The 24,482-nt window shown below is 46.9% G+C and carries 18 protein-coding genes, 2 tRNA genes, 3 rRNA genes and 1 other RNA gene; 14 read left to right on the top strand and 10 right to left on the bottom strand.

Annotated elements, in window-relative coordinates:
• Positions 1 to 99 precede the first annotated feature (99 nt).
• The 5 genes from U9J37_RS09120 to U9J37_RS09100 all read left to right on the top strand — a co-directional run bounded on the left by U9J37_RS09120 (position 100) and on the right by U9J37_RS09100 (position 3,615).
• Positions 100 to 2,989, top strand: a 23S ribosomal RNA gene (locus U9J37_RS09120).
• A gap of 90 nt (positions 2,990 to 3,079) precedes the next feature.
• Positions 3,080 to 3,195 (top strand): 5S ribosomal RNA (rrf, locus tag U9J37_RS09115).
• Between the two features lie 63 nt (positions 3,196 to 3,258).
• Positions 3,259 to 3,334: transfer RNA gene (locus U9J37_RS09110), tRNA-Thr, on the top strand.
• 57 nt (positions 3,335 to 3,391) lie between these two features.
• A 5S ribosomal RNA gene (rrf, locus tag U9J37_RS09105) occupies positions 3,392 to 3,507 on the top strand.
• 31 nt (positions 3,508 to 3,538) lie between these two features.
• Positions 3,539 to 3,615, top strand: a tRNA-Asp gene (locus U9J37_RS09100).
• 510 nt (positions 3,616 to 4,125) lie between these two features.
• Here the strand turns inward: U9J37_RS09100 and U9J37_RS09095 are convergent.
• The 5 genes from U9J37_RS09095 to leuA form a co-directional block, all read right to left on the bottom strand.
• Positions 4,126 to 4,908: a DUF547 domain-containing protein gene (locus tag U9J37_RS09095; protein ID WP_005475493.1), complete on the bottom strand. Its 783-nt coding sequence runs from the start codon at positions 4,906 to 4,908 to the stop codon at positions 4,126 to 4,128.
• Positions 4,909 to 5,030: 122 nt separating this feature from the next.
• Positions 5,031 to 5,633, bottom strand: a complete 603-nt coding sequence (gene leuD / locus U9J37_RS09090) for a 3-isopropylmalate dehydratase small subunit (RefSeq protein ID WP_005475497.1) — start codon at positions 5,631 to 5,633, stop codon at positions 5,031 to 5,033.
• Between the two features lie 11 nt (positions 5,634 to 5,644).
• A complete protein-coding gene (leuC, locus tag U9J37_RS09085; protein ID WP_005475507.1) occupies positions 5,645 to 7,045 on the bottom strand; it encodes a 3-isopropylmalate dehydratase large subunit in 1,401 nt (466 codons plus the stop codon).
• A gap of 71 nt (positions 7,046 to 7,116) precedes the next feature.
• Entirely contained in the window at positions 7,117 to 8,208 is a 1,092-nt protein-coding gene (leuB, locus tag U9J37_RS09080) for a 3-isopropylmalate dehydrogenase (protein ID WP_005475536.1), read from the bottom strand.
• Between the two features lie 58 nt (positions 8,209 to 8,266).
• On the bottom strand, positions 8,267 to 9,814 hold the full coding sequence (gene leuA / locus U9J37_RS09075; RefSeq protein ID WP_005475499.1) for a 2-isopropylmalate synthase: 1,548 nt from the start codon (positions 9,812 to 9,814) through the stop codon (positions 8,267 to 8,269).
• 466 nt (positions 9,815 to 10,280) lie between these two features.
• On the opposite strand from leuA, the gene U9J37_RS09070 reads away from it, so the two are divergent.
• From U9J37_RS09070 to ilvN, 6 genes are all read left to right on the top strand, one after another.
• Positions 10,281 to 10,805, top strand: a complete 525-nt coding sequence (locus tag U9J37_RS09070) for a phosphatase PAP2 family protein (RefSeq protein WP_005475523.1) — start codon at positions 10,281 to 10,283, stop codon at positions 10,803 to 10,805.
• A 7-nt stretch (positions 10,806 to 10,812) separates the two neighbouring features.
• Entirely contained in the window at positions 10,813 to 11,859 is a 1,047-nt protein-coding gene (locus U9J37_RS09065) for an MJ1255/VC2487 family glycosyltransferase (protein WP_043887331.1), read from the top strand.
• A 385-nt stretch (positions 11,860 to 12,244) separates the two neighbouring features.
• Complete coding sequence (gene leuO, locus U9J37_RS09060) at positions 12,245 to 13,204, top strand: transcriptional regulator LeuO (protein WP_005475489.1); 960 nt, start codon at positions 12,245 to 12,247, stop codon at positions 13,202 to 13,204.
• A 162-nt stretch (positions 13,205 to 13,366) separates the two neighbouring features.
• Entirely contained in the window at positions 13,367 to 15,175 is a 1,809-nt protein-coding gene (locus U9J37_RS09055; protein WP_005475511.1) for an AMP-dependent synthetase/ligase, read from the top strand.
• A 437-nt stretch (positions 15,176 to 15,612) separates the two neighbouring features.
• A complete protein-coding gene (locus tag U9J37_RS09050; RefSeq protein WP_038217840.1) occupies positions 15,613 to 17,337 on the top strand; it encodes an acetolactate synthase 3 large subunit in 1,725 nt (574 codons plus the stop codon).
• 1 nt (position 17,338) lies between these two features.
• Positions 17,339 to 17,833 carry an acetolactate synthase small subunit gene (gene ilvN / locus U9J37_RS09045; protein ID WP_038140789.1) on the top strand — a complete coding sequence of 165 codons (495 nt, stop codon included), beginning with the start codon at positions 17,339 to 17,341 and terminating at the stop codon, positions 17,831 to 17,833.
• A gap of 63 nt (positions 17,834 to 17,896) precedes the next feature.
• Here the strand turns inward: ilvN and serA are convergent, their stop codons facing one another.
• From serA to U9J37_RS09020, 5 genes are all read right to left on the bottom strand, one after another.
• On the bottom strand, positions 17,897 to 19,126 hold the full coding sequence (gene serA, locus U9J37_RS09040; protein ID WP_005475538.1) for a phosphoglycerate dehydrogenase: 1,230 nt from the start codon (positions 19,124 to 19,126) through the stop codon (positions 17,897 to 17,899).
• Positions 19,127 to 19,367: 241 nt separating this feature from the next.
• Positions 19,368 to 20,024, bottom strand: coding sequence for a ribose-5-phosphate isomerase RpiA (gene rpiA, locus U9J37_RS09035; protein WP_038140785.1), 657 nt, complete (start codon positions 20,022 to 20,024; stop codon positions 19,368 to 19,370).
• A 64-nt stretch (positions 20,025 to 20,088) separates the two neighbouring features.
• The gene (locus tag U9J37_RS09030) at positions 20,089 to 20,676 is read right to left on the bottom strand and encodes a 5-formyltetrahydrofolate cyclo-ligase (RefSeq protein WP_005475485.1); all 588 of its coding nucleotides are present in this window, start codon (positions 20,674 to 20,676) and stop codon (positions 20,089 to 20,091) included.
• A 30-nt stretch (positions 20,677 to 20,706) separates the two neighbouring features.
• Positions 20,707 to 20,890: non-coding RNA, 6S RNA (gene ssrS / locus U9J37_RS09025), on the bottom strand.
• Between the two features lie 21 nt (positions 20,891 to 20,911).
• Positions 20,912 to 21,220 (bottom strand): cell division protein ZapA, encoded by a 309-nt coding sequence (locus U9J37_RS09020; protein WP_038140782.1) that lies wholly within the window; start codon positions 21,218 to 21,220, stop codon positions 20,912 to 20,914.
• Positions 21,221 to 21,443: 223 nt separating this feature from the next.
• Here U9J37_RS09020 and U9J37_RS09015 point away from each other — a divergent pair, with 223 nt between their 5' ends.
• Genes U9J37_RS09015 through U9J37_RS09005 form a run of 3 tightly spaced genes read left to right on the top strand, consistent with a single transcriptional unit; the run spans position 21,444 to position 24,463 of the window.
• Positions 21,444 to 22,019: a YecA/YgfB family protein gene (locus tag U9J37_RS09015; protein WP_005472861.1), complete on the top strand. Its 576-nt coding sequence runs from the start codon at positions 21,444 to 21,446 to the stop codon at positions 22,017 to 22,019.
• Positions 22,020 to 22,031: 12 nt separating this feature from the next.
• Entirely contained in the window at positions 22,032 to 23,210 is a 1,179-nt protein-coding gene (ubiH, locus tag U9J37_RS09010) for a 2-octaprenyl-6-methoxyphenyl hydroxylase (RefSeq protein ID WP_043887061.1), read from the top strand.
• A gap of 26 nt (positions 23,211 to 23,236) precedes the next feature.
• The gene (locus tag U9J37_RS09005; RefSeq protein WP_005472816.1) at positions 23,237 to 24,463 is read left to right on the top strand and encodes an FAD-dependent 2-octaprenylphenol hydroxylase; all 1,227 of its coding nucleotides are present in this window, start codon (positions 23,237 to 23,239) and stop codon (positions 24,461 to 24,463) included.
• Positions 24,464 to 24,482: the final 19 nt, after the last annotated feature.

Here is a 24,482-nt window from a genome sequence, read left to right as displayed (position 1 = left end):
AGTGTTCTTGGAATTTGAGTCCGGCAAAATCGAGTCTGCATCATGTATAAAAATTGCAGACAACTTTGGTTGCATAACAAAGACCCTTTGGGGTTGTATGGTTAAGTGACTAAGCGTACACGGTGGATGCCTTGGCAGTCAGAGGCGATGAAGGACGTATTAACTTGCGATAAGCCCAGATTAGGTAGTAAAAACCATTTGAGTCTGGGATTTCCGAATGGGGAAACCCAACTGCATAAGCAGTTACTGTTAACTGAATACATAGGTTAACAGGGCGAACCGGGGGAACTGAAACATCTAAGTACCCCGAGGAAAAGAAATCAACCGAGATTCCGAAAGTAGCGGCGAGCGAAATTGGACTAGCCCTTAAGCTTTACACACGTTAGACGAACGGTCTGGAAAGTCCGACGATACAGGGTGATAGTCCCGTAGTTGACGATGTGTGTTCAGTGAAATCGAGTAGGGCGGGACACGTGATATCCTGTCTGAATATGGGGGGACCATCCTCCAAGGCTAAATACTACTGACTGACCGATAGTGAACCAGTACCGTGAGGGAAAGGCGAAAAGAACCCCTGTGAGGGGAGTGAAATAGAACCTGAAACCGTGTACGTACAAGCAGTAGGAGCAGGCTTCGTCCTGTGACTGCGTACCTTTTGTATAATGGGTCAGCGACTTATATTCAGTAGCAAGGTTAACCATCTAGGGGAGCCGTAGAGAAATCGAGTCTTAACTGGGCGTCGAGTTGCTGGATATAGACCCGAAACCAGGTGATCTAGCCATGGGCAGGTTGAAGGTTGAGTAACATCAACTGGAGGACCGAACCGACTAATGTTGAAAAATTAGCGGATGACTTGTGGCTAGGGGTGAAAGGCCAATCAAACCTGGAGATAGCTGGTTCTCCCCGAAATCTATTTAGGTAGAGCCTCGGACGAATACTACTGGGGGTAGAGCACTGTTAAGGCTAGGGGGTCATCCCGACTTACCAACCCTTTGCAAACTCCGAATACCAGTAAGTACTATCCGGGAGACACACGGCGGGTGCTAACGTCCGTCGTGGAGAGGGAAACAACCCAGACCGCCAGCTAAGGTCCCAAATTATAGCTAAGTGGGAAACGATGTGGGAAGGCTTAGACAGCTAGGATGTTGGCTTAGAAGCAGCCATCATTTAAAGAAAGCGTAATAGCTCACTAGTCGAGTCGGCCTGCGCGGAAGATGTAACGGGGCTAAGCTATAAACCGAAGCTGCGGCAATGACTTTTAGTCATTGGGTAGGGGAGCGTTCTGTAAGCCGTTGAAGGTGTGTTGTAAAGCATGCTGGAGGTATCAGAAGTGCGAATGCTGACATGAGTAACGATAAAGGGGGTGAAAAACCTCCTCGCCGGAAGACCAAGGGTTCCTGTCCAACGTTAATCGGGGCAGGGTAAGTCGACCCCTAAGGCGAGGCCGAAAGGCGTAGTCGATGGGAAACGGGTTAATATTCCCGTACTTCTTACAATTGCGATGGGGGGACGGAGAAGGCTAGGTGGGCCTGGCGACGGTTGTCCAGGTTCAAGTGCGTAGGCTTGAGAGTTAGGTAAATCCGGCTCTCTTTAAGGCTGAGACACGACGTCGAGCACCTACGGGTGTGAAGTCATTGATGCCATGCTTCCAGGAAAAGCCTCTAAGCTTCAGATTGTAAGGAATCGTACCCCAAACCGACACAGGTGGTCGGGTAGAGAATACCAAGGCGCTTGAGAGAACTCGGGTGAAGGAACTAGGCAAAATGGTACCGTAACTTCGGGAGAAGGTACGCTCTTGACGGTGAAGTCCCTTGCGGATGGAGCTATTGAGAGTCGCAGATACCAGGTGGCTGCAACTGTTTATTAAAAACACAGCACTGTGCAAAATCGTAAGATGACGTATACGGTGTGACGCCTGCCCGGTGCCGGAAGGTTAATTGATGGGGTTAGTGCTTGCACGAAGCTCTTGATCGAAGCCCCGGTAAACGGCGGCCGTAACTATAACGGTCCTAAGGTAGCGAAATTCCTTGTCGGGTAAGTTCCGACCTGCACGAATGGCGTAATGATGGCCACGCTGTCTCCACCCGAGACTCAGTGAAATTGAAATCGCTGTGAAGATGCAGTGTACCCGCGGCTAGACGGAAAGACCCCGTGAACCTTTACTACAGCTTGGCACTGAACATTGACCCTACATGTGTAGGATAGGTGGGAGGCTTTGAACCCGGTACGCCAGTATCGGTGGAGCCGTCCTTGAAATACCACCCTTGTAGTGTTGATGTTCTAACGTTGACCCCTCATCGGGGTTGCGGACAGTGCCTGGTGGGTAGTTTGACTGGGGCGGTCTCCTCCCAAAGAGTAACGGAGGAGCACGAAGGTGGGCTAATCACGGTTGGACATCGTGAGGTTAGTGCAATGGCATAAGCCCGCTTGACTGCGAGAATGACAATTCGAGCAGGTGCGAAAGCAGGTCATAGTGATCCGGTGGTTCTGAATGGAAGGGCCATCGCTCAACGGATAAAAGGTACTCCGGGGATAACAGGCTGATACCGCCCAAGAGTTCATATCGACGGCGGTGTTTGGCACCTCGATGTCGGCTCATCACATCCTGGGGCTGAAGTCGGTCCCAAGGGTATGGCTGTTCGCCATTTAAAGTGGTACGCGAGCTGGGTTTAGAACGTCGTGAGACAGTTCGGTCCCTATCTGCCGTGGGCGTTGGAAGATTGAAGGGGGCTGCTCCTAGTACGAGAGGACCGGAGTGGACGAACCTCTGGTGTTCGGGTTGTGTCGCCAGACGCATTGCCCGGTAGCTAAGTTCGGAATCGATAACCGCTGAAAGCATCTAAGCGGGAAGCGAGCCCTGAGATGAGTCTTCCCTGACCCCTTGAGGGTCCTAAAGGGTTGTTCGAGACTAGAACGTTGATAGGCAGGGTGTGTAAGTGCTGTGAGGCATTGAGCTAACCTGTACTAATTGCCCGTGAGGCTTAACCATACAACACCCAAAGGGTTTTGATGGACTCAATAGAAGAATTACTTGATTGTGTTTTGAGAGCGCAAACAGCTTTCCAGATTAAAGAATTTGCTTGGCGACCATAGCGATTTGGACCCACCTGATTCCATGCCGAACTCAGAAGTGAAACGAATTAGCGCCGATGGTAGTGTGGGGCTTCCCCATGTGAGAGTAGGACATCGCCAGGCTTTAAATTTAGAAGAGCCCGTTTGCAAGAACGGGCTTTTTTAGTCCTACAGGGACATCTTGATGCTGATATAGCTCAGGTGGTAGAGCGCATCCTTGGTAAGGATGAGGTCCCCAGTTCGAGTCTGGGTATCAGCACCATTTACAGTTTGTTTTACGCTTTTACGAAGAGCCTAAAGCAAAACGTAAAGAATTTTACTTGGTAACCATAGCGATTTGGACCCACCTGATTCCATGCCGAACTCAGAAGTGAAACGAATTAGCGCCGATGGTAGTGTGGGGCTTCCCCATGTGAGAGTAGGACATTGCCAGGTTCTTATTTAGACTCAAGAGTCTAACCAATGCGGAGCGGTAGTTCAGTTGGTTAGAATACCGGCCTGTCACGCCGGGGGTCGCGGGTTCGAGTCCCGTCCGCTCCGCCACTTATTCCAGACCTCAGTAGAAATGCTAAGGTCTTTTTGTATGTGCGGTATTATTTTGGTCTGCGACCAACGAGTCCCGCTTGAGCGCAAGTCCGACCGCTCCGCCATTTATTCTAGACCTCAGCAGTAATGCTGGGGTCTTTTGGTATCTACGGTATTGTTTTGGTCTGTGACCAACGAGTCCCGGTTGCCTGCAACCCCAGCCGTCAGCCACTTATTCAGAAAGCCTGGTCTTATGACTAGGCTGTTTTCATTTTAAAGCAAGGATATTTTCCCTTTTCAGGGAACGAGTCCCGGTTGCCCGCAACTCCGACCGTCCGCCACTTATTCCAGACCTCAGCAGCAATGCTGGGGTCTTTTTGTATCTACGGGATGATTTTAGTCTAAGAACAATGAGCCCTGCTTGTGTGTAAACCCAGCCGCTTCGTCATTTATTCTTGATAAAGGCTTAACTGCAATGACAAAAAAGGCTGGTACTGAATACCAACCTTCTTAATGTTTTCTATATTGCTACTTTTTGTCGTTCAGATTCCAGTCATACTCGTAGCTAAACTTTCCACTCAGCTTAGTCAGTTCAGTGCGATATTTGGCTAAGTGTTGAATCAATTCTTGTTCGTTACCAAAATCATCAGCAAACCAATCATAAATAGATGAAAGCTGGACGTGACTACTCGTATACAAAACACCTTTATCGCTATTAATGAACTCCATTGCTGCTTTCTCTAGCAGCTGCTCCGTGTTACCAGCAGTAAATGCTTGGAGCTGTAAGTTTGGACAACCTAGGCTGGCACAGTTCACTGCATAGTGAGTGCGAGGGTCATTCCAGATTGGGCGGAGGATGCGATGCTCAATATCGTTGAGAGTGAGCTTTTTACCAGCGACGGTAACCACTTCATCACCCCATGGGCCAAAGCTAAAAAGCCCCCCCAGCTTCGTTATCGATTTCACTGGGTAGTCATTAAGAATCAGTTCGACAGTAATCGCATTGTATAGATTAACCCAGTAGGCGTACTGCTCATTCAACGAATATTCTCTAGGATCAATAGCCGCGAGTGTCGTTATGTACTGATTCAATTTTTGCTTGTCTGGCGTAGAGACAGAGCCGTACTTAACTAAGGTGTACTGCCCCTCCTGTATTAAATACTTGTCTAAAAAAGTCTGCCATTTGGCATGAGAGATAGTTGCAGGATTACTTTGATCTGACTGCTGCCAAAAAGGCCACAATTCGGATTTAGGCGCGGAAAACACATGGAATGAAACCAATGTAAGAAATAATGTGACAATACGTACCATTAGATGCGATCTCTTTATCGATGAGCTTTAGTTACTAGACCAAGGTTAGGGAGAATTTGTTTCGTAAAAAACAAAAAAGGTTAGCCGGAGCCAACCTTTTTGTATCTGTTTCCCAGTCTAGCTTATTTTAGGAAGCTCGGGATCTTTGCCTCAAACTCTGCGATCTTATCTTCGTGTTGCAGCGTGAGGCCGATGTTATCTAAGCCGTTTAGTAGACAGTGGCGACGGAACTCATCAATTTCAAATGAGTACTCTTTGCCATTTGCTCGAACCACATTTGCTTCTAGATCAACTTCAACTTGTGCGCCTTCATTTGCTTCAACAAATTGGAAGATTTCATCGACTTCTTGCTCAGTCAGACGAACAGGAACCATCTGGTTGTTGATTGAGTTACCGTAGAAGATATCCGCAAAGCTCGGTGCGATCATCGCTTTTATACCGTAATCTGCTAATGCCCAAGGCGCGTGTTCACGTGATGAACCACAGCCAAAGTTTTCGCGAGCCAGTAGAATTGAAGCGCCTTGGTAGCGAGGAGCATTCATTACAAATTCTGGGTTTGGTTGCTCGCCAGCGTCATCTAGGAAGCGCCAGTCGTGAAATAGATGCTTACCAAAACCTAGACGAGATACCTTTTGTAGGAACTGCTTAGGAATAATTGCATCGGTGTCAACGTTCGCTGCATCTAGAGGAACAACCAAGCCTGTGTGTTGTTTAAAACCTGACATTTGTTTGCTCCTTAATCCAATTCACGAATATCAACAAAGTGACCAGCAATCGCTGCTGCTGCTGCCATAGCAGGGCTCACTAAGTGGGTACGACCGTCACGGCCTTGGCGACCTTCAAAGTTACGGTTTGAGGTAGACGCGCAACGTTCGTGCGGACCTAGGCGGTCATTGTTCATCGCTAGACACATAGAGCAACCTGGTAGGCGCCACTCAAAACCTGCATCTTTAAAGATCACATCTAAGCCTTCTGCTTCCGCTTGAGCCTTAACTTGCTCAGAGCCCGGAACGATAAGCGCTTGAACGTTATCAGCTACTTTACGACCTTTGGCTACTTCCGCGGCAGCGCGCATATCTTCGATACGAGAGTTTGTACACGAACCGACAAATACTTTATCGACTTTGTAGTCGGATAGCGCTTTGCCTGCTTCTAGGCCCATGTAAGCCAATGCTTTTTCTGCTGATGCTTTTTCGACAGGATCTGCGAAGCTTTCCGGAGTAGGAATTGGTTCATCGACCGCGATGACCTGGCCTGGGTTAGTGCCCCAAGTAACCTGAGGTTTGATATCCGCTGCGTTAAGTGTTACGACAGCATCAAACTCAGCGTCATCGTCAGTTTTTAGTGATGACCAGTATTCAATCGCGGCTTCTAGATCTTTGCCTTGAGGCGCGAACTTACGACCTTTGATGTATTCGAATGTCGTTTCGTCTGGCGCGATAAGACCTGCTTTGGCACCTAACTCGATAGCCATGTTACATACTGTCATACGACCTTCCATCGTAAGATCAGTAATCGCTTCACCACAGAACTCAACGACGTAGCCAGTTCCGCCCGCAGCGGTTGTTTCACCGATGATGGCAAGTACGATATCTTTTGCTGTGATGCCAGGAGTTACCTTGCCTTTTACTTCAATCTTCATCGTTTTAGCACGTGCTTGCTTTAGCGTTTGGGTCGCTAGAACGTGCTCAACTTCTGAAGTACCGATACCAAATGCTAGTGAGCCGAATGCGCCGTGCGTTGCCGTGTGTGAGTCACCACAAACAATCGTCATGCCTGGTAGAGTGATACCAAGTTCTGGACCCATTACGTGCACAATACCTTGGTATTTGTGGTTAATATCGTAAAGCGTCACACCAAACTCTTCACAGTTCTTTGATAGCGTTTCCATTTGGATGCGAGCCATTTCGCCTGATGCGTTGATGTCTTTAGTTTGCGTCGAAACGTTGTGGTCCATGGTTGCAAATGTTTTACTTACTTGGCGAACCTTACGGCCTTTTTCACGCAGACCGTCGAATGCCTGAGGTGACGTTACTTCGTGTACTAAGTGGCGGTCAATGTAAAGAATTGGGTTCTCACCCTCAGCGGCTACGGCGACGTGTGCGTCGTAGACTTTTTCGTATAATGTTTTACCCATTATCACAATCCTGTGTATGGCTCCTGACAACGGCATATCAGGAGCGAATAATTATTATCTGTCTGCGTAAATTAAGAGTTCAAGATGTACTCAGCGATCTTATCGCCCATCTCTGAAGTCGATAGCGCTGGCTTATCGCCCGATAGGTCGCCCGTTAGTTCACCTGCTGATAGCGCTTTCGATACCGCAGTTTCAATATCTTGCGCTGCTGCTTCTTCACCTAGGCTATAACGCAGCATGAGTGCTGCCGATAGAATTTGCGCCACAGGATTGGCAATGTTTTTACCAGCGATGTCTGGTGCACTGCCGCCAGCTGGCTCATATAGACCAAACTTACTCTCGTTCAGTGATGCCGAAGGAAGCATGCCCATTGAGCCTGTGATCATGGCACACTCATCAGAGATGATATCGCCAAAGATATTTGAACAAAGCATTACATCGAACTGTGCAGGATCTTTGATTAGCTGCATTGTCGCGTTATCGATGTACATGTGTGATAGCTCAACGTCTGGGTAGTCTTTCGCGATCTCTTCGACCACTTCACGCCATAGAATAGAGCTTTGCAGTACATTGGCTTTATCAATTGAGCATACTTTTTTGCGACGTAGGCGAGCAGACTCAAAGGCAATCTTAGCGATACGTTCAATCTCGAAACGGTGGTAAACCTCAGTGTCGAATGCTTTCTCGTTTGGACCTTCGCCTTCACGGCCTTTTGGTTGACCGAAATAGATACCGCCAGTGAGTTCACGCACAACCACGATATCGAAGCCGTTGCCTGAAATGTCTGCACGAAGCGGTGAGAATGCTTCTAGACCTTTATGGATTTGCGCTGGGCGAAGGTTACAGAAAAGTTGGAAGTGCTTGCGAAGAGGCAATAGGGCACCACGCTCTGGTTGGTCGTTTGGCGGAAGATGTTCCCATTTAGGGCCGCCAACCGATCCAAATAGCACCGCATCTGACTCTTCACACGCTTTTACTGTGCTGTCTGGAAGTGGGCAACCGTGGTTGTCGATAGCAATACCACCTACGTCGTGCTCTTCGCGAGAAAATTGGATGCTGTGTTTTTTCTCAATCGCATCTAACACTTTATGCGCTTGAGCCATTACTTCTGGGCCAATACCATCGCCAGGTAAAACGGCGATTTTGTATGATTTGTCTGTCATGTTATTCCTTTAATTTTTGTTTTCCCCCTAGGGACGACTCTCGTCCCTAGAGTCTCTTTTATACTGTTGCGATTTTGCTTTGTTTGATTTCTGCGATTTTGTCGGCACGGTGAATGCTGTTAATAACATGCAGCAATGCTTGTCCAGAAGCTTCGACAATATCGGTAGATACGCCAGTGCCGTGGTATTTACGGCCTTTATAGTTAGCGATGATGTCTGCCTGACCTAGGCCATCTTCACCTTCCCCTTTCGCTGTTAAATCAAACTTGTCTAAGACAATATCATAACCCGTTACTCGATAGATACACTGGTAAAGCGCATCTACCGGACCATTACCCACAGCGGCTTCGGATTGCTCTTCATCACCACATTGCAACTTGATACTGGTTGTTGCCATTACGCTGCCTGATTGAACGCTTAGGTAGTTCAACTTGTAGAAATCATCTTCTTCACGCAAGTTCGAGAAGTGCATTAGCGCTTCTAAGTCGTAGTCAAACACTTGGCCTTTGCGATCAGCTAGCTTTAAAAAGTCAGCGTACAATGCGTCTAGGTTGTACTCGTCTTCTTTGTAGCCCATGGCATCCATATGACTTTTAACTGCGGCACGACCACTTCGACTGGTTAGGTTTAGGGCTTGATTCTTAAGACCTATCGACTCTGGCGTCATGATCTCGTAGGTATTCTTGTTCTTAAGCATGCCATCTTGGTGAATGCCGGAAGAGTGGCTAAATGCATTCGCGCCGACAATCGCTTTGTTGCTTTGAATCGGCATATTACAAAGCTGGCTCACTAACTTACTGGTGCGGTGAATTTCATCATGTTTTAGACCGGTATGAACACCTAGCAGCTCTTGACGAGTTTTGATGATCATCGCTATTTCTTCTAGTGAACAGTTACCCGCACGTTCACCGATACCATTGATGGTTCCTTCAATTTGACGAGCGCCTGCTTGTACTGCGGCAATAGAGTTGGCTACCGACATGCCTAGATCGTCATGACAGTGAACAGAGATGATCGCCTTATCGATGTTTGGTACACGGTTGAATAAGGTTTGGATAATACCGCCAAACTCGTTGGGAACTGTGTAGCCCACGGTATCAGGGATGTTGATGGTGCGAGCGCCAGCATCGATCGCAGCTTCAACCATTCGACATAGGTTGTCGATCGGTGTGCGGCCTGCATCTTCACACGAAAACTCAACGTCATCAGTGTATTGGCGAGCGTGCTTGACGGCTTTTACGCCCATTTCAACGACATCATCGTAGCTGCGGCGTAACTTGTCTTGAACGTGGACTGTTGATGTAGAAATAAAAGTGTGGATGCGGAATTGGTCGGCGACTTTTAGCGCTTCTGCGGCTGCATCAATGTCTTTCGCAACGGCACGCGAAAGAGCACAAATACGGCTGTTTTTGACATTGCGAGCAATGGTTTGCACCGATTCGAAATCACCAGGTGAAGAGACAGGAAAACCCGCTTCAATAACATCAACGCCGAGCCTTTCTAGCGCATAGGCAATTTGCAGTTTTTCTTTAACCGTCAAGCTTGCTGACAACGCTTGTTCGCCATCACGTAATGTGGTGTCGAAAATAATGACTTGATCGTTCATGTTTGCTTCCTTAGTGATTCGGTGTGCATTGCACCAGTTAATCGTTTACTTCCGTTACTTAGCTGCAAAAGCTAGGTATAAAAAAACCCGCATTTGAATGCGGGTTTTGTGTAATTCTGTGTGGTTGTTTTTCTTCCACAGCCTACCCGCGCGATTATGTCACGATAAGGAGGAGGCTCAGCAGGATAGAAAAACGGTTCATCATTGTTAACGATTCCTTTAAACGGGCGTTAAATAATCCACAAATTTAAGTTAACAAATTAGTACCGCACTCAAACCGTAACGTCAACCGTTAAAAGTGAAAATGGTCAATTTTTTTCCAAGCATAGAATTTGCCCATTGTTTTGCCAGATTCAATAACACCCTTAAATAGGTAGCGAACTGTCATCGTATTTCCGCGAAAGCTTCACGCATTTGTCACTGTGGCTCCTTACTGTGAGAGCAGTGATAAGAGAGGAGCTAGGTTATGCGTTCTATTGAGCCCATTGCCAAATTGGATTTGGCATTTTCACTTTTCTGCTTGCAACATCGATTTCGACTACCACTTTCTCGCCTGAGCAAAGCGGTTTCGCACACTGGCGATGGACATCTTTATATTGTACTTGGTCTGCTCGCATGGTGGTTAGGTGGTGATAAAGGGCAGCTGTTTTTGCTCGCGGGTCTATTGGCGTTTGCCATGGAGCTGCCGATTTATTGGGTGGCCAAGAATCTTTTTAAACGTCGCAGACCGCAAGAGTTATCGGAGCTTGTGACCTCATTTATTACCCCTTCTGATCGTTACAGTTTGCCCTCTGGTCATACAGCTGCCGCGTTTCTCATGGCCAGTTTAATTAGTTACTGTTTCCCGCCGCTGGGGCTGTTTGCGCTCGTTTGGGCAGGCTGTATTGGCGCATCAAGAATCTTATTGGGCGTTCATTTTCTGACTGATGTGGTCTTGGGTTCGATACTCGGGCTTGTCTGTGCGCAATTCGCGATTGCTTTGTTGGTGTAGGTGAATAATGAAGATACTTTATGGTGTACAAGGAACGGGGAACGGACATATCGCGCGGGCAAGGGCCATGTGTCATGCTCTCAAGCAACGTGGCATCGATGTCGACTTCCTATTCTCTGGGCGTAAAAAAGATAAGTTTTTTTCGATGGAGGAGTTCGGGGATTATCGAGTTGCACGCGGGCTAACCTTTGTGACTCACAACGGCAAGGTGAGTTATGTTAGAACGGCACTAAAGAACAGTGCGTTGGCTTTTTGCCGAGAAGTCGAACAGCTTGATCTGTCTAACTACGATTTAGTTTTGAATGACTTCGAACCCGTGTCGGCTTGGGCTGCAAAAAGACAAAATAAAACAGTGATTAGCATCAGTCACCAGAATGCGTTTCGTCACTCAGTACCATTAAAGGGAGCCAGTTGGCTCGATAAAACGATCATTGAACACTTTGCCCCAGCCACCCATCACATTGGTTTGCATTGGTATCATTTTGAACAACCCATTCTACCACCCATTGTTCATACTCAATCGGTGCCTGTTAGCTGCGAGGAGTATGTCCTCGTATACCTGCCTTTTGAGAGTTTGAGTGATATTTCTGATCTACTGCTGCGCTTTTCTAGCCAGACCTTCATTTGTTATCACCCAGAAGTACTCGAGGCAGAGCAGCTGGAGAACATCCAACTTCTGCCCCTTAGCTTAACGGGGTTCCAGCACCACTTGCATCGCTGCTCTGGCGTTATGGCGAATGGCGGTTTTGAGTTGCCTTCAGAGGCGCTTACCTTAGGTAAGAAACTGTTGTTGAAGCCGCTGATTGGTCAGTTTGAGCAGCTAAGCAATGTGGCGACACTGGAAGATTTAGGCATGGCGACCTGCATGGAAAATCTCGATGCTTCAACGGTTCGCCAGTGGTTGGATGAAGATCCGGCAGAGAGTGTTAACTACCCAGATGTAGCGGCGGCGATTGTCGACTGGATATTGAAGGGAGAGTGGGACAACCAGACGGAGTTGACGTCAAATCTATGGGACCAAGTTGATTTTCCCAGTTATGTCACCAATGTGTAACTCTCGTCAAAATTGGCAAAAACAGCATCTATCTATTGATGCTGTTTTTGTATTTAACCCTCAAACTATTACCGCTGTTTATAGGAGCTTTTCCTTGTTTAGCATGTCGTGAAAAAACATTAACGGAAGATAAAACACTCTAAACGCGGCTTGATTTTTTTTTATTCTTTTCTCAAGTTGTTGTTTTGTATTGATAATATTAAAGCTTAAGTAAAAAATACTGATTAATTATCAATCTTGTTGCTAGTCCTTAATTGATTCGTTGATAGTAGTAATTCGTTAGAACTCATCTAACAAGTAAATATAACAAAGTGCAGGTTATCTATTCCTAACTGCTACTGACTTCTAGAACCATTTACACTGACGAATTTAAGAGGCTTGACCCATGTTTGATAAAAAAGAGTCTATGAGTGCTATTGCTAGCTACCGCATGGAAAGTACGCTGCGTGGAGTAGATTTAAACCTTCTCACTGTTTTTGACGCGGTAATGCAAGAGCAAAACATTACTCGCGCTGCCCACAATCTTGGCATGTCACAACCGGCTGTAAGTAATGCCGTTGCGAGATTAAAAGTGATGTTCAATGACGAGCTGTTTATGCGCCAAGGTCGTGGTATTCAACCAACGCAACGCGCTCGCCAATTGTTCGGTCCAGTGCGTCAAGCATTACAGTTGATTCGTAACGAACTGCCAAGCTCAATTTTTTCACCAGAAACTTCAACTCGTCTATTTAAGCTGGCGATTTGCAGCCCTTGTGACATGCGTTTTGCACCGAAGATTATGTCGACGATTCACGATCAAGCGCCAAACGTACAGCTTCATCTTGATGCCGAGTTTGACCGTCACCTCGCTGAGCGCATGCGCTACCAAGAAATAGATTTCGTGATCGATTATGCACGTTTTGATGATCAAGGTTTCTCTAGCACTGAGATTTTCCAAGATGAACTAGTGGTTGTTGCTGCTAAATCTCACCCACGCATTCAAGCGGAGGTAACGGCTGAGGAGTTGCGTGTCGAGCGTCATGCCAAACTGTCTCGTGTTCACGGTCAACGTAGCTTCTCTGAGCAAGCCTACCGCGAAATGGATGTGCAAGCGTATTACGAGGGCACCAGCTTGAGCAATGTACTGTATGTGGTTGGTCAATCCGAGCTAGTGACTATCGCACCACGTTGGATGGTAGAAAACGCGGCAAACAAAGAGCAGCTGCAAATCCTCGATTTCCCATTTGAAAATGCGAAGATCAGTGGTTTCTTGAGTTGGCATGAGTCTAGCGAAAAAGACAAAGGTCATATCTGGTTACGTGACCAGTTGATGATAATTTGTGGTGAAGTCGTCGCACTCGACTAGTAAATCGCCACAACGCCTTATAAAACCTTGGGTGACCAAAAGTCATTCAAGGTTTTTTACTATTTAATTGATAACTTTGATACGTGTCAGTTGCCTTTTATAACGCGAAATGTACACTTGTGCGCTCAAAAAGCTTACAGGTGTAAGCTAAAGGTAAGAAAGATGGCCAACTTAGATTTTCATATCGTAAAACGAATTCGTGAACAGATTGCCAAAGGCGGTGATCGTATTGCTCTTAAACATAAAGTGGGCAATATGTGGAACGGCATCAGCTGGAAGCAGTTTGGTCAGCAAGTGGATGAACTTTCACTGGCATTATTGGCTCAAGGCTTTCAAGTCCAGGATAAGATAGGGATCTTCTCTAACAATATGCCTCAATGGACGATTGCTGACTTTGCTGCGTTGCAACTGCGCGGAGTCACGGTGCCAATCTACCCCACCAACACAGCTGCGCAGTCCGCTTATATTCTACAAAATGCCGATGTGAAAGTGCTGTTTGTCGGTGAGCAGCCACAATTTGATGCCGCAGTCTCGATATTCGAAGAGTGCGAACAGCTAGAACTGATCGTTGCAATGTCAGAGAGCATCGATATCGGCGAGAATGAGTTTGCTTTGCATTGGAAACAGTTCGTTGCCAAAGGCGATAAACAAGAGAGTCATGAACTCGAGCAGCGTTTGTCCGATGCTAACTTTGATGATCTCCTGACTCTTATCTACACCTCTGGTACCACGGGGCAGCCGAAAGGGGTGATGTTAGATTACGCGAATATTGGTGCTCAGTTGGAAGGCCACGATCAACGCTTGAGTCTAACCGAAGACGATGTGTCACTCTGTTTCTTGCCGCTTTCCCATGTATTTGAGCGTGCTTGGACCTTCTACGTACTTTATAAAGGCGCGACCAACTGCTACCTGCAGGACACGATGCAAGTGCGTGATGCGCTGAGTGAAGTACGTCCTACTGTCATGAGTGCGGTACCACGTTTCTACGAGAAAATCTTCTCAGCTATCCATGAGAAAGTGGCTAAAGCGCCGTTCATCCGTAAAGTGATGTTTACCTGGGCTGTGAACATGGGGGCGAAGATGGCTGTTTGTCACCAAGAAGGACGCAAACCGTCACTCGCACTTAAAAAAGCCTATAAGCTTGCGGACAAGTTGGTGTTGTCTAAGCTGCGAGCTCTGCTTGGTGGTCGTATCAACTTTATGCCATGTGGTGGCGCAAAATTGGATGAGACCATTGGTCGCTTCTTCCATGCGATCGGGATTAACGTCAAGCTCGGCTACGGCATGACGGAAACTACAGCCACAATTTCTTGTTGGGACGATCAGTGTTTTAACCCTGACTCGATTGGTATGGCGATGCCAGGTGCGCAAGTTAAGATCGGAGAGAACAACGAAATCTTAGTTCGTGGTCCGATGGTGATGCGCGGATACTATAAAATGCCAGAAGAGACCGCGAAAACGTTCGATGAGCATGGTTTTCTCAAAACGGGCGATGCGGGGCATATCGATGAGAATGGTAACTTGTTTATTACCGATCGCATCAAAGAGCTGATGAAAACTTCGAACGGCAAATACATTGCACCACAAATGGTTGAAGGAACGATTGGTAAAGACCACTTTATCGAGCAAATTGCCGTCATTGCGGATACGCGCAAATTTGTGTCGGCTCTGATCGTGCCATGTTTTGATTCTTTGGAAGAGTACGCGAAAGAGCTCAACATTAAGTACCATGACCGTGTTGAGTTGATTAAGCATCACCAAATCGTTGAAATGTTAGAGCAGCGCGTTAACGACTTACAGAAAGAGTTAGCTAAGTTTGAGCAGGTGAAAAAGTTTAAACTGCTGCCTAAAGCGTTCTCGATGGATGACGGTGAACTGACTCCGACCCAAAAACTGCGTCGTAAAGTGATTAACGACAAGTATCAAGACGAAATCGAAGAAATGTACACCGATAAAACGGATAACAAGTAAATTTCTGAAAGTTAACTTTTTGATTGTTTAAAAATCCCCCAAAAGCATTAGACCGCTATTGGGGGATTTTTGTTTGTGTTGAACTCAACAACAAATCGTCATTCTTGAACTGGGAATTTTGTTGTCTTGCAATATTTTGCTCTGAAATTTTGTTGTAATTATTTATTTAGTGCCAGTTAATGAGTCGTATATGGCGTTAGTGCCTTATCAATCTCCAAAAAATAGCATCTTGTTTAAATTGAGAGCAATATCGCATTAGACCCGTTGCTAATAAAACGTTACATTTGTTGCGTTACCTTGTTCATTGTTATTGATGAGCAGGACATAGCCGAAAAAGTGGAAGTATTTCGAATTAGGCTACGAATAAGCCCTAGACTATGTAAAACCAGACCAATCCGTTGACCTTATTGATTGGAAAACTGGTTAAGGAGAAAAATATGGCAGCAATGTTGTCCGGTGCAGAGATGGTAGTGCAATCTCTGATCGAAGAAGGTGTAGAGCAAATCTTCGGTTACCCTGGCGGTTCCGTTCTTGATATCTACGATGCGCTTCATGCGAAAGACGACCAAATCAAACATGTTCTGGTTCGTCATGAACAAGCCGCTACGCACATGGCCGATGGTTATGCGCGCGCAACAGGCAATCCGGGTGTTGTCCTTGTCTGTTCCGGTCCTGGTGCTACCAATACCATTACAGGTATTGCGACAGCGTATATGGACTCCATCCCAATGATCGTTATTTCAGGTAACGTACCGAATAATCTTATCGGTAACGATGCGTTCCAAGAGTGCGACATCGTCGGTGTTTCTCGTCCTGTCGTTAAGCACAGCTTTTTAGTCAAAAAAGCCGAAGACATCCCTGAAACAGTTAAAAAAGCCTTCTACATTGCAACGACGGGTCGCCCTGGCCCAGTGGTCATTGATTTGCCGAAAGACGTCATGAATCCACAAATCAAATTGCCATACGAATACCCAGAAAGCATCTCTATGCGTTCGTACAAGCCAACGACCACTGGTCACAAAGGCCAAATCAAGAAAGGTTTAAAAGCGCTACTCGAAGCGAAAAAACCAGTACTTTATGTCGGTGGTGGTGCGGTGATCTCAGAAGCAGATGCCCACTTACTGAAGTTAGCCGAAGCACTCAACTTACCCGTTGTGAGTACCTTGATGGGATTAGGGGCGTTTCCGGGGACGCATAAGAACTCGTTAGGAATGCTGGGTATGCATGGTGCCTACGAGGCAAACATGGCGATGCATAACGCCGATCTTATTTTTGGTGTTGGGGTACGTTTTGATGATCGTACGACCAACAACTTAGAAAAATACTGCCCGAACGCAAAGGTTATGCATATTGATATCGATCCTTCCTCGATTTCAAAGAACGTCAAAGCGGATCTCCCTATTGTTGGTTCAGCAGAAAAAGTGCTTGAGAGCATGGTCAAGCTGATGGAAGAGCAAGGCGCGGTCAATGACGCAGATGCACTGCAAAGCTGGTGGAGTGATATCGAACTTTGGCGAGAGCGTAAGAGTTTGGCGTATGAAACATCACCAGAGCGCATCAAACCACAACAAGTGATTGAGACGCTACACAAACTGACCAATGGTGACGCGTATGTTGCTTCGGATGTTGGTCAGCACCAAATGTTCGCAGCCCTTTACTACCCGTTTAACAAACCACGCCGTTGGATCAACTCTGGCGGCTTAGGCACGATGGGCTTTGGTCTTCCTGCCGGCATGGGCGTGAAGTTTGCCAAGCCAGATGAAGAAGTGGTGGTGGTTACCGGCGATGGCAGTATCCAAATGAACATTCAGGAACTATCGACCGCAATGCAGTACGATATTCCAGTTAAAATCATCAACTTGAACAACCGTTTCCTTGGTATGGTGAAACAATGGCAAGATATTATCTACCAAGGTCGTCACTCTAACTCTTACATGAGTTCAGTTCCGGATTTCGCCGCGATCGCAGAAGCGTACGGTCATGTGGGTATTCGTATTGAAACCCCAGATCAGCTTGAAGAAGGCTTGCAAAAAGCGCTCGATATGAAAGATCGTTTGGTGTTTGTTGATATCAATGTCGATGAAACGGAGCATGTGTACCCGATGCAAATTAAAGGTGAGGGTATGGATAAGATGTGGCTAAGCAAAACGGAGAGAACATAATATGAGACACATTATTTCGCTTTTAATGGAAAACCAACCTGGTGCACTGTCTCGCGTTGTTGGCTTGTTCTCTCAACGTGGATACAACATCGAATCTCTGACCGTATCGCCAACAGATGATGAAACACTGTCGCGCCTAAACATCACGACCATTTCTGATGAAATGAAGCTTGAGCAGATTCAAAAACAGCTAAACAAGCTGATCGATGTGCTTAAAGTTCAAGAAGTGTCTGAGTTAGAGCACATTGAGCGTGAACTGATGATGGTGAAGGTGAAAGCGAGTGGTTTTGCCCGTGCTGAAGTAAAACGTACTGCTGATATCTTCCGTGGCCAGATCGTTGATGTGACTTCATCTCAGTATACGGTTCAGCTTGCCGGAACAAGTGAAAAACTTGATGCGTTTATCCAAGCGATTTCTGAAGTGACGGAAGTCATCGAAGTGGCACGAAGTGGTGTGGTTGGGATTGCTCGTGGTGAACGAGCTTTAAAAGCCTAACATTCTGAATAAAATAAAAAACCACCGAATATCGGTGGTTTTTTGTGTCTATACGCTGAGTTATTAGTGAAGGATTCGAGCGCGAATTGTCCCTTCGATGTTTTTCAGTTTCGCCAGCGCTTCTTCTGAACGCCCGGCCTCTACATCGATCACAACGTAACCAATATCCGCTGCGGTTTGTAGATACTGACCCGCAATGTTAATCCCTTCTTCCGCGAAGATGGTGTTAATTTGAGTCAAGATACCTGGGCGGTTCTTGTGAATGTGCAATAGACGAGAACAGTCGCGGTGTTCAGGCAGTGATACTTCAGGGAAGTTAACGCTAGATAGCGTAGAGCCATTATCTGAGTACTTCGCTAGCTTGCCAGCAACTTCCACACCGATATTCTCTTGCGCTTCTTGCGTTGAACCACCAACGTGAGGCGTTAGGATGACATTGTCAAACTTCTGCAGTGGTGATTCAAATGGGTCTGCGTTGGTTTTAGGTTCTACAGGGAATACATCGATAGCCGCGCCTGATAGATGACCTGCTTCCAATGAATGACACAGGGCTTCGATATCTACTACAGTGCCGCGTGCCGCATTGATGAAGATAGAACCAGGCTTCATGCGTGCGAACTCTTCCGAACCCATCATGTTTTTCGTTTCAGGCGTTTCTGGAACATGCAGTGAGATAACATCACACTTATTCAGCAATTCACTCATGGTATGGACTTGCGTGGCATTACCTAGTGAGAGCTTGTTCTCTATGTCGTAGAAATAAACGCGCATGCCCAAGTTTTCAGCAATAATACCGAGCTGAGTACCGATATGACCGTAGCCAATAATACCCAAGCGTTTACCGCGTGCTTCGTTCGAGTTGTCTGCGCTCTTCTTCCAAATACCGCGGTGGGCAAGGGCGTTTTTCTCGGGGATACCGCGCAGTAGTAACAGAATTTGGCCAAGCACGAGCTCAGCAACACTACGAGTATTAGAAAACGGTGCGTTGAACACTGGAATACCGCGCTCTGCTGCCGCCGCTAAATCTACTTGGTTGGTACCGATACAGAAACAGCCAATCGCGACCAGTTTTTCCGCCGCATTGATCACTTCTTGAGAAAGATTTGTACGGGAGCGAATACCAATGAAATGCGCGTCTTTAACCGCTTCAAGCAGTTCTTCTTCTGGAAGTGAACCTTTGTGATATTCAATGTTTGAGTATCCCGCAGCTTGCAAAACTTCTACCGAAGATGGGTGTAGACCTTCTAGAAGTAGGATCTTTATTTTTTCTTTTTCCAGTGAAACTTTGGCCATTATCTTCATCCTTAAAATGGGAAATCGGGGCTTAACTGGCGCACATTGTCATTGATAACGTTTTCTAGACACTTTAATGTGACGCAAACGTTTTCCTTGTGCGTCTTCTGCTCACTAAGTTAACAAAAAAAATACAGCTTGGGTAAGAAAATTACGGAATAAGGCATAATTTTTATAGAGAGAAATGAAAAAACGGCACCGAACGGTACCGTTTGTAAGGAAATAACGAACAGGAAGAGAGTTACTCTTCGATTTTTGCACCTTGTTGGGTGCCTGTAATGACAACATCAGCACCACGGTGAGCAAAAAGACCAACCGTTACCACACCTGGAAGTGCATTGATCTTGTCTTCAAGTTCTTTAGGGTTAGTGATTTGCATACCGTACACATCCAAAATCACGTTGCCGTTGTCAGTGATACAGCCTTCACGATAAGCAGGATCGCCACCCAATTTTACGAGCTCACGAGCAACGTACGAGCGAGCCATCGGGATGACTTCAACTGGCAGTGGAAATTCACCCAGCACATCCACGGCTTTAGTGTCATCAACAATACAGATGAACTTGTCTGAGATTGCCGCCACGATTTTTTCGCGTGTTAGGGCTGCACCGCCGCCTTTAATCATTTCGCGGTTTGCGTTGATTTCGTCAGCACCGTCTACGTAAATATCCAGACCTGCCACTTCGTTACAATCGAAAACTTCGATTTCCAGCTCTTTAAGACGCTGGGTAGAGGCTTCTGAGCTAGACACTGCACCTTTGATCTCTTCTTTGATCGTACCTAGAGCGTCGATGAAGTGATTGACCGTTGAGCCAGTACCCACACCTACAATGCTGCCTTTTTCGACATATTTTAGTGCGGCCCAACCTGCTTCTTTTTTCATTTCATCTTGAGTCATGCTCATCTCCTAAGTGAGGTTTATTAACGGTGAATTGCGGCGCGATTATATCTTCAATTGCGCGTCATTCCCAATCCCAGATCTGGCTTGGTGTCACTATTTTGGGTAGAGGCACATCCCAACTTTCAACTGGTAGCTGTTCCACTTGTTGACAATCGTGAGCAAGGCCGATGGGCTTAGGGCCTGTTTTTGACTTAAACCAAGGCTCCAAGGTGCGATCGTAGTAACCACCGCCCATACCTAATCTGTGACCAGTATTGTCGAACGCCACCAAGGGGGTACAGATAAGATCCAATTGAGCGGCGGGAAGAATGCGCGTTTGATCGAGTTTGGGCTCGGCGATGGCGTAGCGGTTCAACACCATGGGGGTCGAGGCATCATAATGAAGAAACAGCAGGTGGCCTTTCGAAAAAGGATGAATAACCGGCAAATAGGTTCTCTTGCCTTGGCTCCATAGCCACTCAATTAATGGCGAGGTCTCGATTTCTCCGTCTGCACTGAGATACAGAGCAATATGTTGAGCGCGTTTTACTTCTGGGATTGTTGAGAACTGGGTGACGAGGTCAAGCCCTGCGATATATTGAACGTCGCTGCTCAGTTGGTTACGTTTGGTGCGAATGTGTTGGCGAAAATCTTGGCGAGAAAGTGTCATCAAATATACCCCTATTTGAGGTATCGAGGAGGATACCCCAGAGTGCCGTTGGAGATGTTTGACCCATGAACCAGCTGGTTCAGGGCGGATCAGCAATGGCTACCGTAGGCTTCTCGGTACATGCCGAGCTTGCTCAATAGCAACCAAGTACTAACCCTTTGGCATTGCTTATCGGCTCAGGGACGTAATCCCCTAACGCACACTCCAGGGTAAATTTTTATTTTGGCGGTAAAGGCTATTGCTGTCCTGGCTTTACTTTACTTAATGCATCACCGAGTGATGCGCTGAGCAGTTCCATACGCTCAGTGAGAGCATTTTGTTGCTCTGCTTTAACACTATCACGGCTTTCCAGCTCATGACAGATGTTCAACGCGACAAAGGTCAGCAATTGCACTTCATTAGTAATTTTAGTCTTTGCCGCCATATCTTTCAGGTTTTCATCAAGACGTTTCGCCGCTTTAATTAACGACTCTTCTTGACCTGAAGGACAATTTACACGGGTTAATCGACCTAAAATTTCTACTTCAACTGCTTGATTACTCATATCAACTCTGCACGCTACTTGGGGTGACTCTGCAGTTTGTCACCGAGGGGGAAACTATAGGAAAAGCCTTGTTAAGATTCAAGCTTTTCGCAAGCAACTCGAAGTAATAACACAGTAATTGGACAAATTGTGTAAAAGCTATCCACAATTGCAGAATCGTTCGTTTTCGCTCGCATTGGTAAGTGGTACGATTACGCTTATTTGCAAAATTTTAGGTCTCTTCATGAGTGATAGCAATCTTCCAGATTATTTGACATTGGCTAGTGAGCTGCAATCTTCAGGTATCGCGGTCAATCCTGCCGAACTGCATGGTTTGTTAACCGGAATGCTAAGTGGAGGTTTGAGCTTGACCGATAAAAGTTGGCAACCGCTGGTATTTGATTACACCAACGATGGTATGGGCTGGCCAATGCACGTACTGAAATTGGCGGAATCGACTTTAGATGCGACGACACAAGAGTTGACGGGCTCAGGCATGGATTTAGACCTGTTGCTACCAGACGAAGATGCGAGTGCCAGTTTGTTTGATATCGCTGATGGCCTTGCTGAGTGGGTGAACCATTTTATCTCGGGGCTAGGTCTTGTCGGGGCTGAGATCAAAAAAGCGCCCGCGGACATTAAAGAAGCATTAGCTGATCTCGAAGAAATTTCGAAACTAGGTATCGATGAAGATGATGACATGGAAGAGCAAGCTCAATTGCTTGAACAAGTTATCGAGCATGTCAAAGCGTGTGTGCTTACCATTCATGCAGAGTTTGGCCAAAAGCCAAGTGAGAACAAGGCACCAACGATTCACTAAGTAGGTATGGGCATGAAGCAGTTTGATGTAGTCATTGCTGGTGGGGCGATGGCGGGTATGACGCTCGCTCTTGCAATGAATAAGCTATCTCCACAGCCACTCTCTATTGCCGTTGTCGAGCCATTTCAAGTTGATCATTCATCGCACCCAGGGTTTGACTCACGCTCGATTGCTTTGTCGCGCGGAACGGTTAGCATCCTCCAGCAACTTGGCTTATGGGATGACATTAAACCCGTCGCAACGGCGATCGAACATATCCACGTCTCTGACCGCACGCATGCAGGCATGACTGAGATTAACGCGCGAGATTACGGCATCGAGAGCCTTGGCTATGTAGTAGAGCTCGCCGATGTTGGGCGACTCTATCACCAGAAAGCCCTACAAAATGATCATATTGAACTGTTTTGTCCCGCGGCAGTGGCGAATGTACACAGAGAAATCGACAGTGTTCATCTCTCTCTTGATAGCGGAGAGCAGCTCAGCGCCAAACTATTGGTCGCGGCAGATGGTGCTTTGTCGACATGCTGCGAACAGATTGGCTTGGCATTGACGGAGCATGATTTTGAACAAGTTGCCGTTATTGCCAATGTGTCGACGGAGCAAGCTCACCAAGGTCGAGCATATGAGCGATTCACAGAAAGTGGCCCCGTAGCGTTGTTGCCAATGAGAGAAGGGCGAATGTCTTTGGTTTGGTGCCTACGTCCAGATAGCGCAGAGCGTGTAATGACGTTGGACGATTCCGCTTTCTTGGACGAGCTGCAAAGTGCGTTCGGTTGGCGTTTAGGTCGATTGGAACGGGTGGGGCAGCGAGCGAGTTATCCATTGTTGCTGCGATATCGCCAGCAGAACGTCTCTCATCGGTTTGCGGTCGTCGGCAACGCGGCTCAAACTCTTCACCCTATTGCTGGTCAAGGGTTTAACTTAGGTATTCGCGATGTTGCCAGCTTGGCAGAAGAGATTGCCAACGCTCATCAAGACCCGGGTTGCTACCAAGTGCTCAGTCGTTTCAAACAGCGTCGGGCTGATGATAGAGAGGCGACCATCTCTCTTACCTCATCGCTTGTACACCTGTTCTCCAATGATTATTTGACGTTGCGTATAGGCCGTAACTTAGGCTTGGCTGCTATGGACAACTTACCTCCGTTGAAAGCCCCGCTGTTGTCGAGAACATTAGGTTTAGTCGCGAGATAACTATTTCGTATAAGGATTTGAAGTACATGATGCAGAGTGTAGATATTGCCATCGTTGGTGGTGGCATGGTTGGGCTTGCACTGGCCGCCGCATTTAAAGAGACCGAGTTGCGCATCGCGGTTATCGAAAGTCGTGAGCCTGATGAGCAGCTCGCAGATTTGCCGGATGTGAGAGTCTCCGCGCTAAGCCGCTCTAGTGAGAACATATTGCGTAATCTTGGTGCTTGGCCTGGTATTCTTTCGCGTCGTTACTCGCCCTATTCGGCAATGGAAGTCTGGGAACAAGACAGTTTTGCTCGTATCGAGTTTGATGCGCAAAAACTTGCTCAACCAGACCTTGGCCACATTGTGGAGAACCGCGTTATTCAGTTAGCGTTACTTGAACAGGTTAAGCAGTTGCCCAACGTGAGCCTATTTATGCCTAGCAAGTGCAGCACCATGGCAATTGGAGAGAGTGAAGCTTGGCTTACCCTTGATAATGGTCAAGCACTGACCGCGAAGCTGGTTGTCGGAGCTGATGGGGCGAACTCGTGGGTGCGCAAGCAACAAGATATTCCCTTAACTCACTGGGATTACGGGCACAGTGCGATTGTGGCAAATGTCTGGACCGCAGAGGCGCACGAGCGAGTTGCTCGTCAAACATTCACACCACAAGGTCCACTGGCTTTCTTACCGATGGGTGAAAGCAACATGAGTTCCATTGTGTGGTCGACGGAACCAAATCGCGCGGACAAACTGATTGCACTTTCTGATTCAGAATTTAATAAAGCACTGACGGCCGAGTTTGATGCTCGCTTAGGGCTGTGTGAAGTGGTCGGTGAGCGTTTTGCCTTCCCTCTCAAGATGCGTTATGCGCGAGATTTTGTGGTAGAACGAGTGGCGCTTGTTGGTGATGCTGCACATACGATTCACCCTTTAGCTGGACAGGGTGTCAACCTTGGAATGCTTGATGCAGCTAGCCTTGCTCAAGAAGTGATTTCATTGTGGCAAAAGGGTGAAGATATAGGTTCAAAGCGCAATTTGCGAGGGTACGAGCGCTGGAGAAAGGCTGAAGCGGCGAAAATGATCGCTGCGATGCAAGGTTTTAAAGACCTGTTTTCTGGTGGCAATCCTGCGAAAAAACTGGTGCGCGGCATTGGTATGACATTGGTGAGCCAGTTACCGGGAGCAAAAGATGAAATCATGAAACGAGCACTGGGTCTTAAAGGAGAGTTACCGATACTTGCAAGGCGAAGCACAAGTTCAGTGAGCTAAAACAGCAAAGGGTTGGCAA

The organism is Vibrio sp. 16 (assembly GCF_963681195.1).
Lineage (GTDB): Bacteria > Pseudomonadota > Gammaproteobacteria > Enterobacterales > Vibrionaceae > Vibrio > Vibrio sinaloensis_D.
Note: the sequence above shows the minus strand (reverse complement) of the source record. Positions and strands in the feature narration are given on the sequence as shown.

Bases quoted from the DNA above. Each gene is read 5' to 3' on its own strand.
- U9J37_RS09070 (WP_005475523.1), top strand. From the start codon at position 10,281: ATGCGTTCTATTGAGCCCATTGCCAAATTGGATTTGGCATTTTCACTT.
- U9J37_RS09020 (WP_038140782.1), bottom strand. From the start codon at position 21,220: ATGAGTAATCAAGCAGTTGAAGTAGAAATTTTAGGTCGATTAACCCGT.
- leuB (WP_005475536.1), bottom strand. From the start codon at position 8,208: ATGACAGACAAATCATACAAAATCGCCGTTTTACCTGGCGATGGTATT.
- U9J37_RS09005 (WP_005472816.1), top strand. From the start codon at position 23,237: ATGATGCAGAGTGTAGATATTGCCATCGTTGGTGGTGGCATGGTTGGG.
- U9J37_RS09015 (WP_005472861.1), top strand. From the start codon at position 21,444: ATGAGTGATAGCAATCTTCCAGATTATTTGACATTGGCTAGTGAGCTG.
- serA (WP_005475538.1), bottom strand. From the start codon at position 19,126: ATGGCCAAAGTTTCACTGGAAAAAGAAAAAATAAAGATCCTACTTCTA.
- U9J37_RS09030 (WP_005475485.1), bottom strand. From the start codon at position 20,676: ATGACACTTTCTCGCCAAGATTTTCGCCAACACATTCGCACCAAACGT.
- leuD (WP_005475497.1), bottom strand. From the start codon at position 5,633: ATGTCAGGTTTTAAACAACACACAGGCTTGGTTGTTCCTCTAGATGCA.
- U9J37_RS09095 (WP_005475493.1), bottom strand. From the start codon at position 4,908: ATGGTACGTATTGTCACATTATTTCTTACATTGGTTTCATTCCATGTG.
- ubiH (WP_043887061.1), top strand. From the start codon at position 22,032: ATGAAGCAGTTTGATGTAGTCATTGCTGGTGGGGCGATGGCGGGTATG.
- U9J37_RS09055 (WP_005475511.1), top strand. From the start codon at position 13,367: ATGGCCAACTTAGATTTTCATATCGTAAAACGAATTCGTGAACAGATT.
- U9J37_RS09050 (WP_038217840.1), top strand. From the start codon at position 15,613: ATGGCAGCAATGTTGTCCGGTGCAGAGATGGTAGTGCAATCTCTGATC.
- ilvN (WP_038140789.1), top strand. From the start codon at position 17,339: ATGAGACACATTATTTCGCTTTTAATGGAAAACCAACCTGGTGCACTG.
- rpiA (WP_038140785.1), bottom strand. From the start codon at position 20,024: ATGACTCAAGATGAAATGAAAAAAGAAGCAGGTTGGGCCGCACTAAAA.
- leuO (WP_005475489.1), top strand. From the start codon at position 12,245: ATGTTTGATAAAAAAGAGTCTATGAGTGCTATTGCTAGCTACCGCATG.
- U9J37_RS09065 (WP_043887331.1), top strand. From the start codon at position 10,813: ATGAAGATACTTTATGGTGTACAAGGAACGGGGAACGGACATATCGCG.
- leuA (WP_005475499.1), bottom strand. From the start codon at position 9,814: ATGAACGATCAAGTCATTATTTTCGACACCACATTACGTGATGGCGAA.
- leuC (WP_005475507.1), bottom strand. From the start codon at position 7,045: ATGGGTAAAACATTATACGAAAAAGTCTACGACGCACACGTCGCCGTA.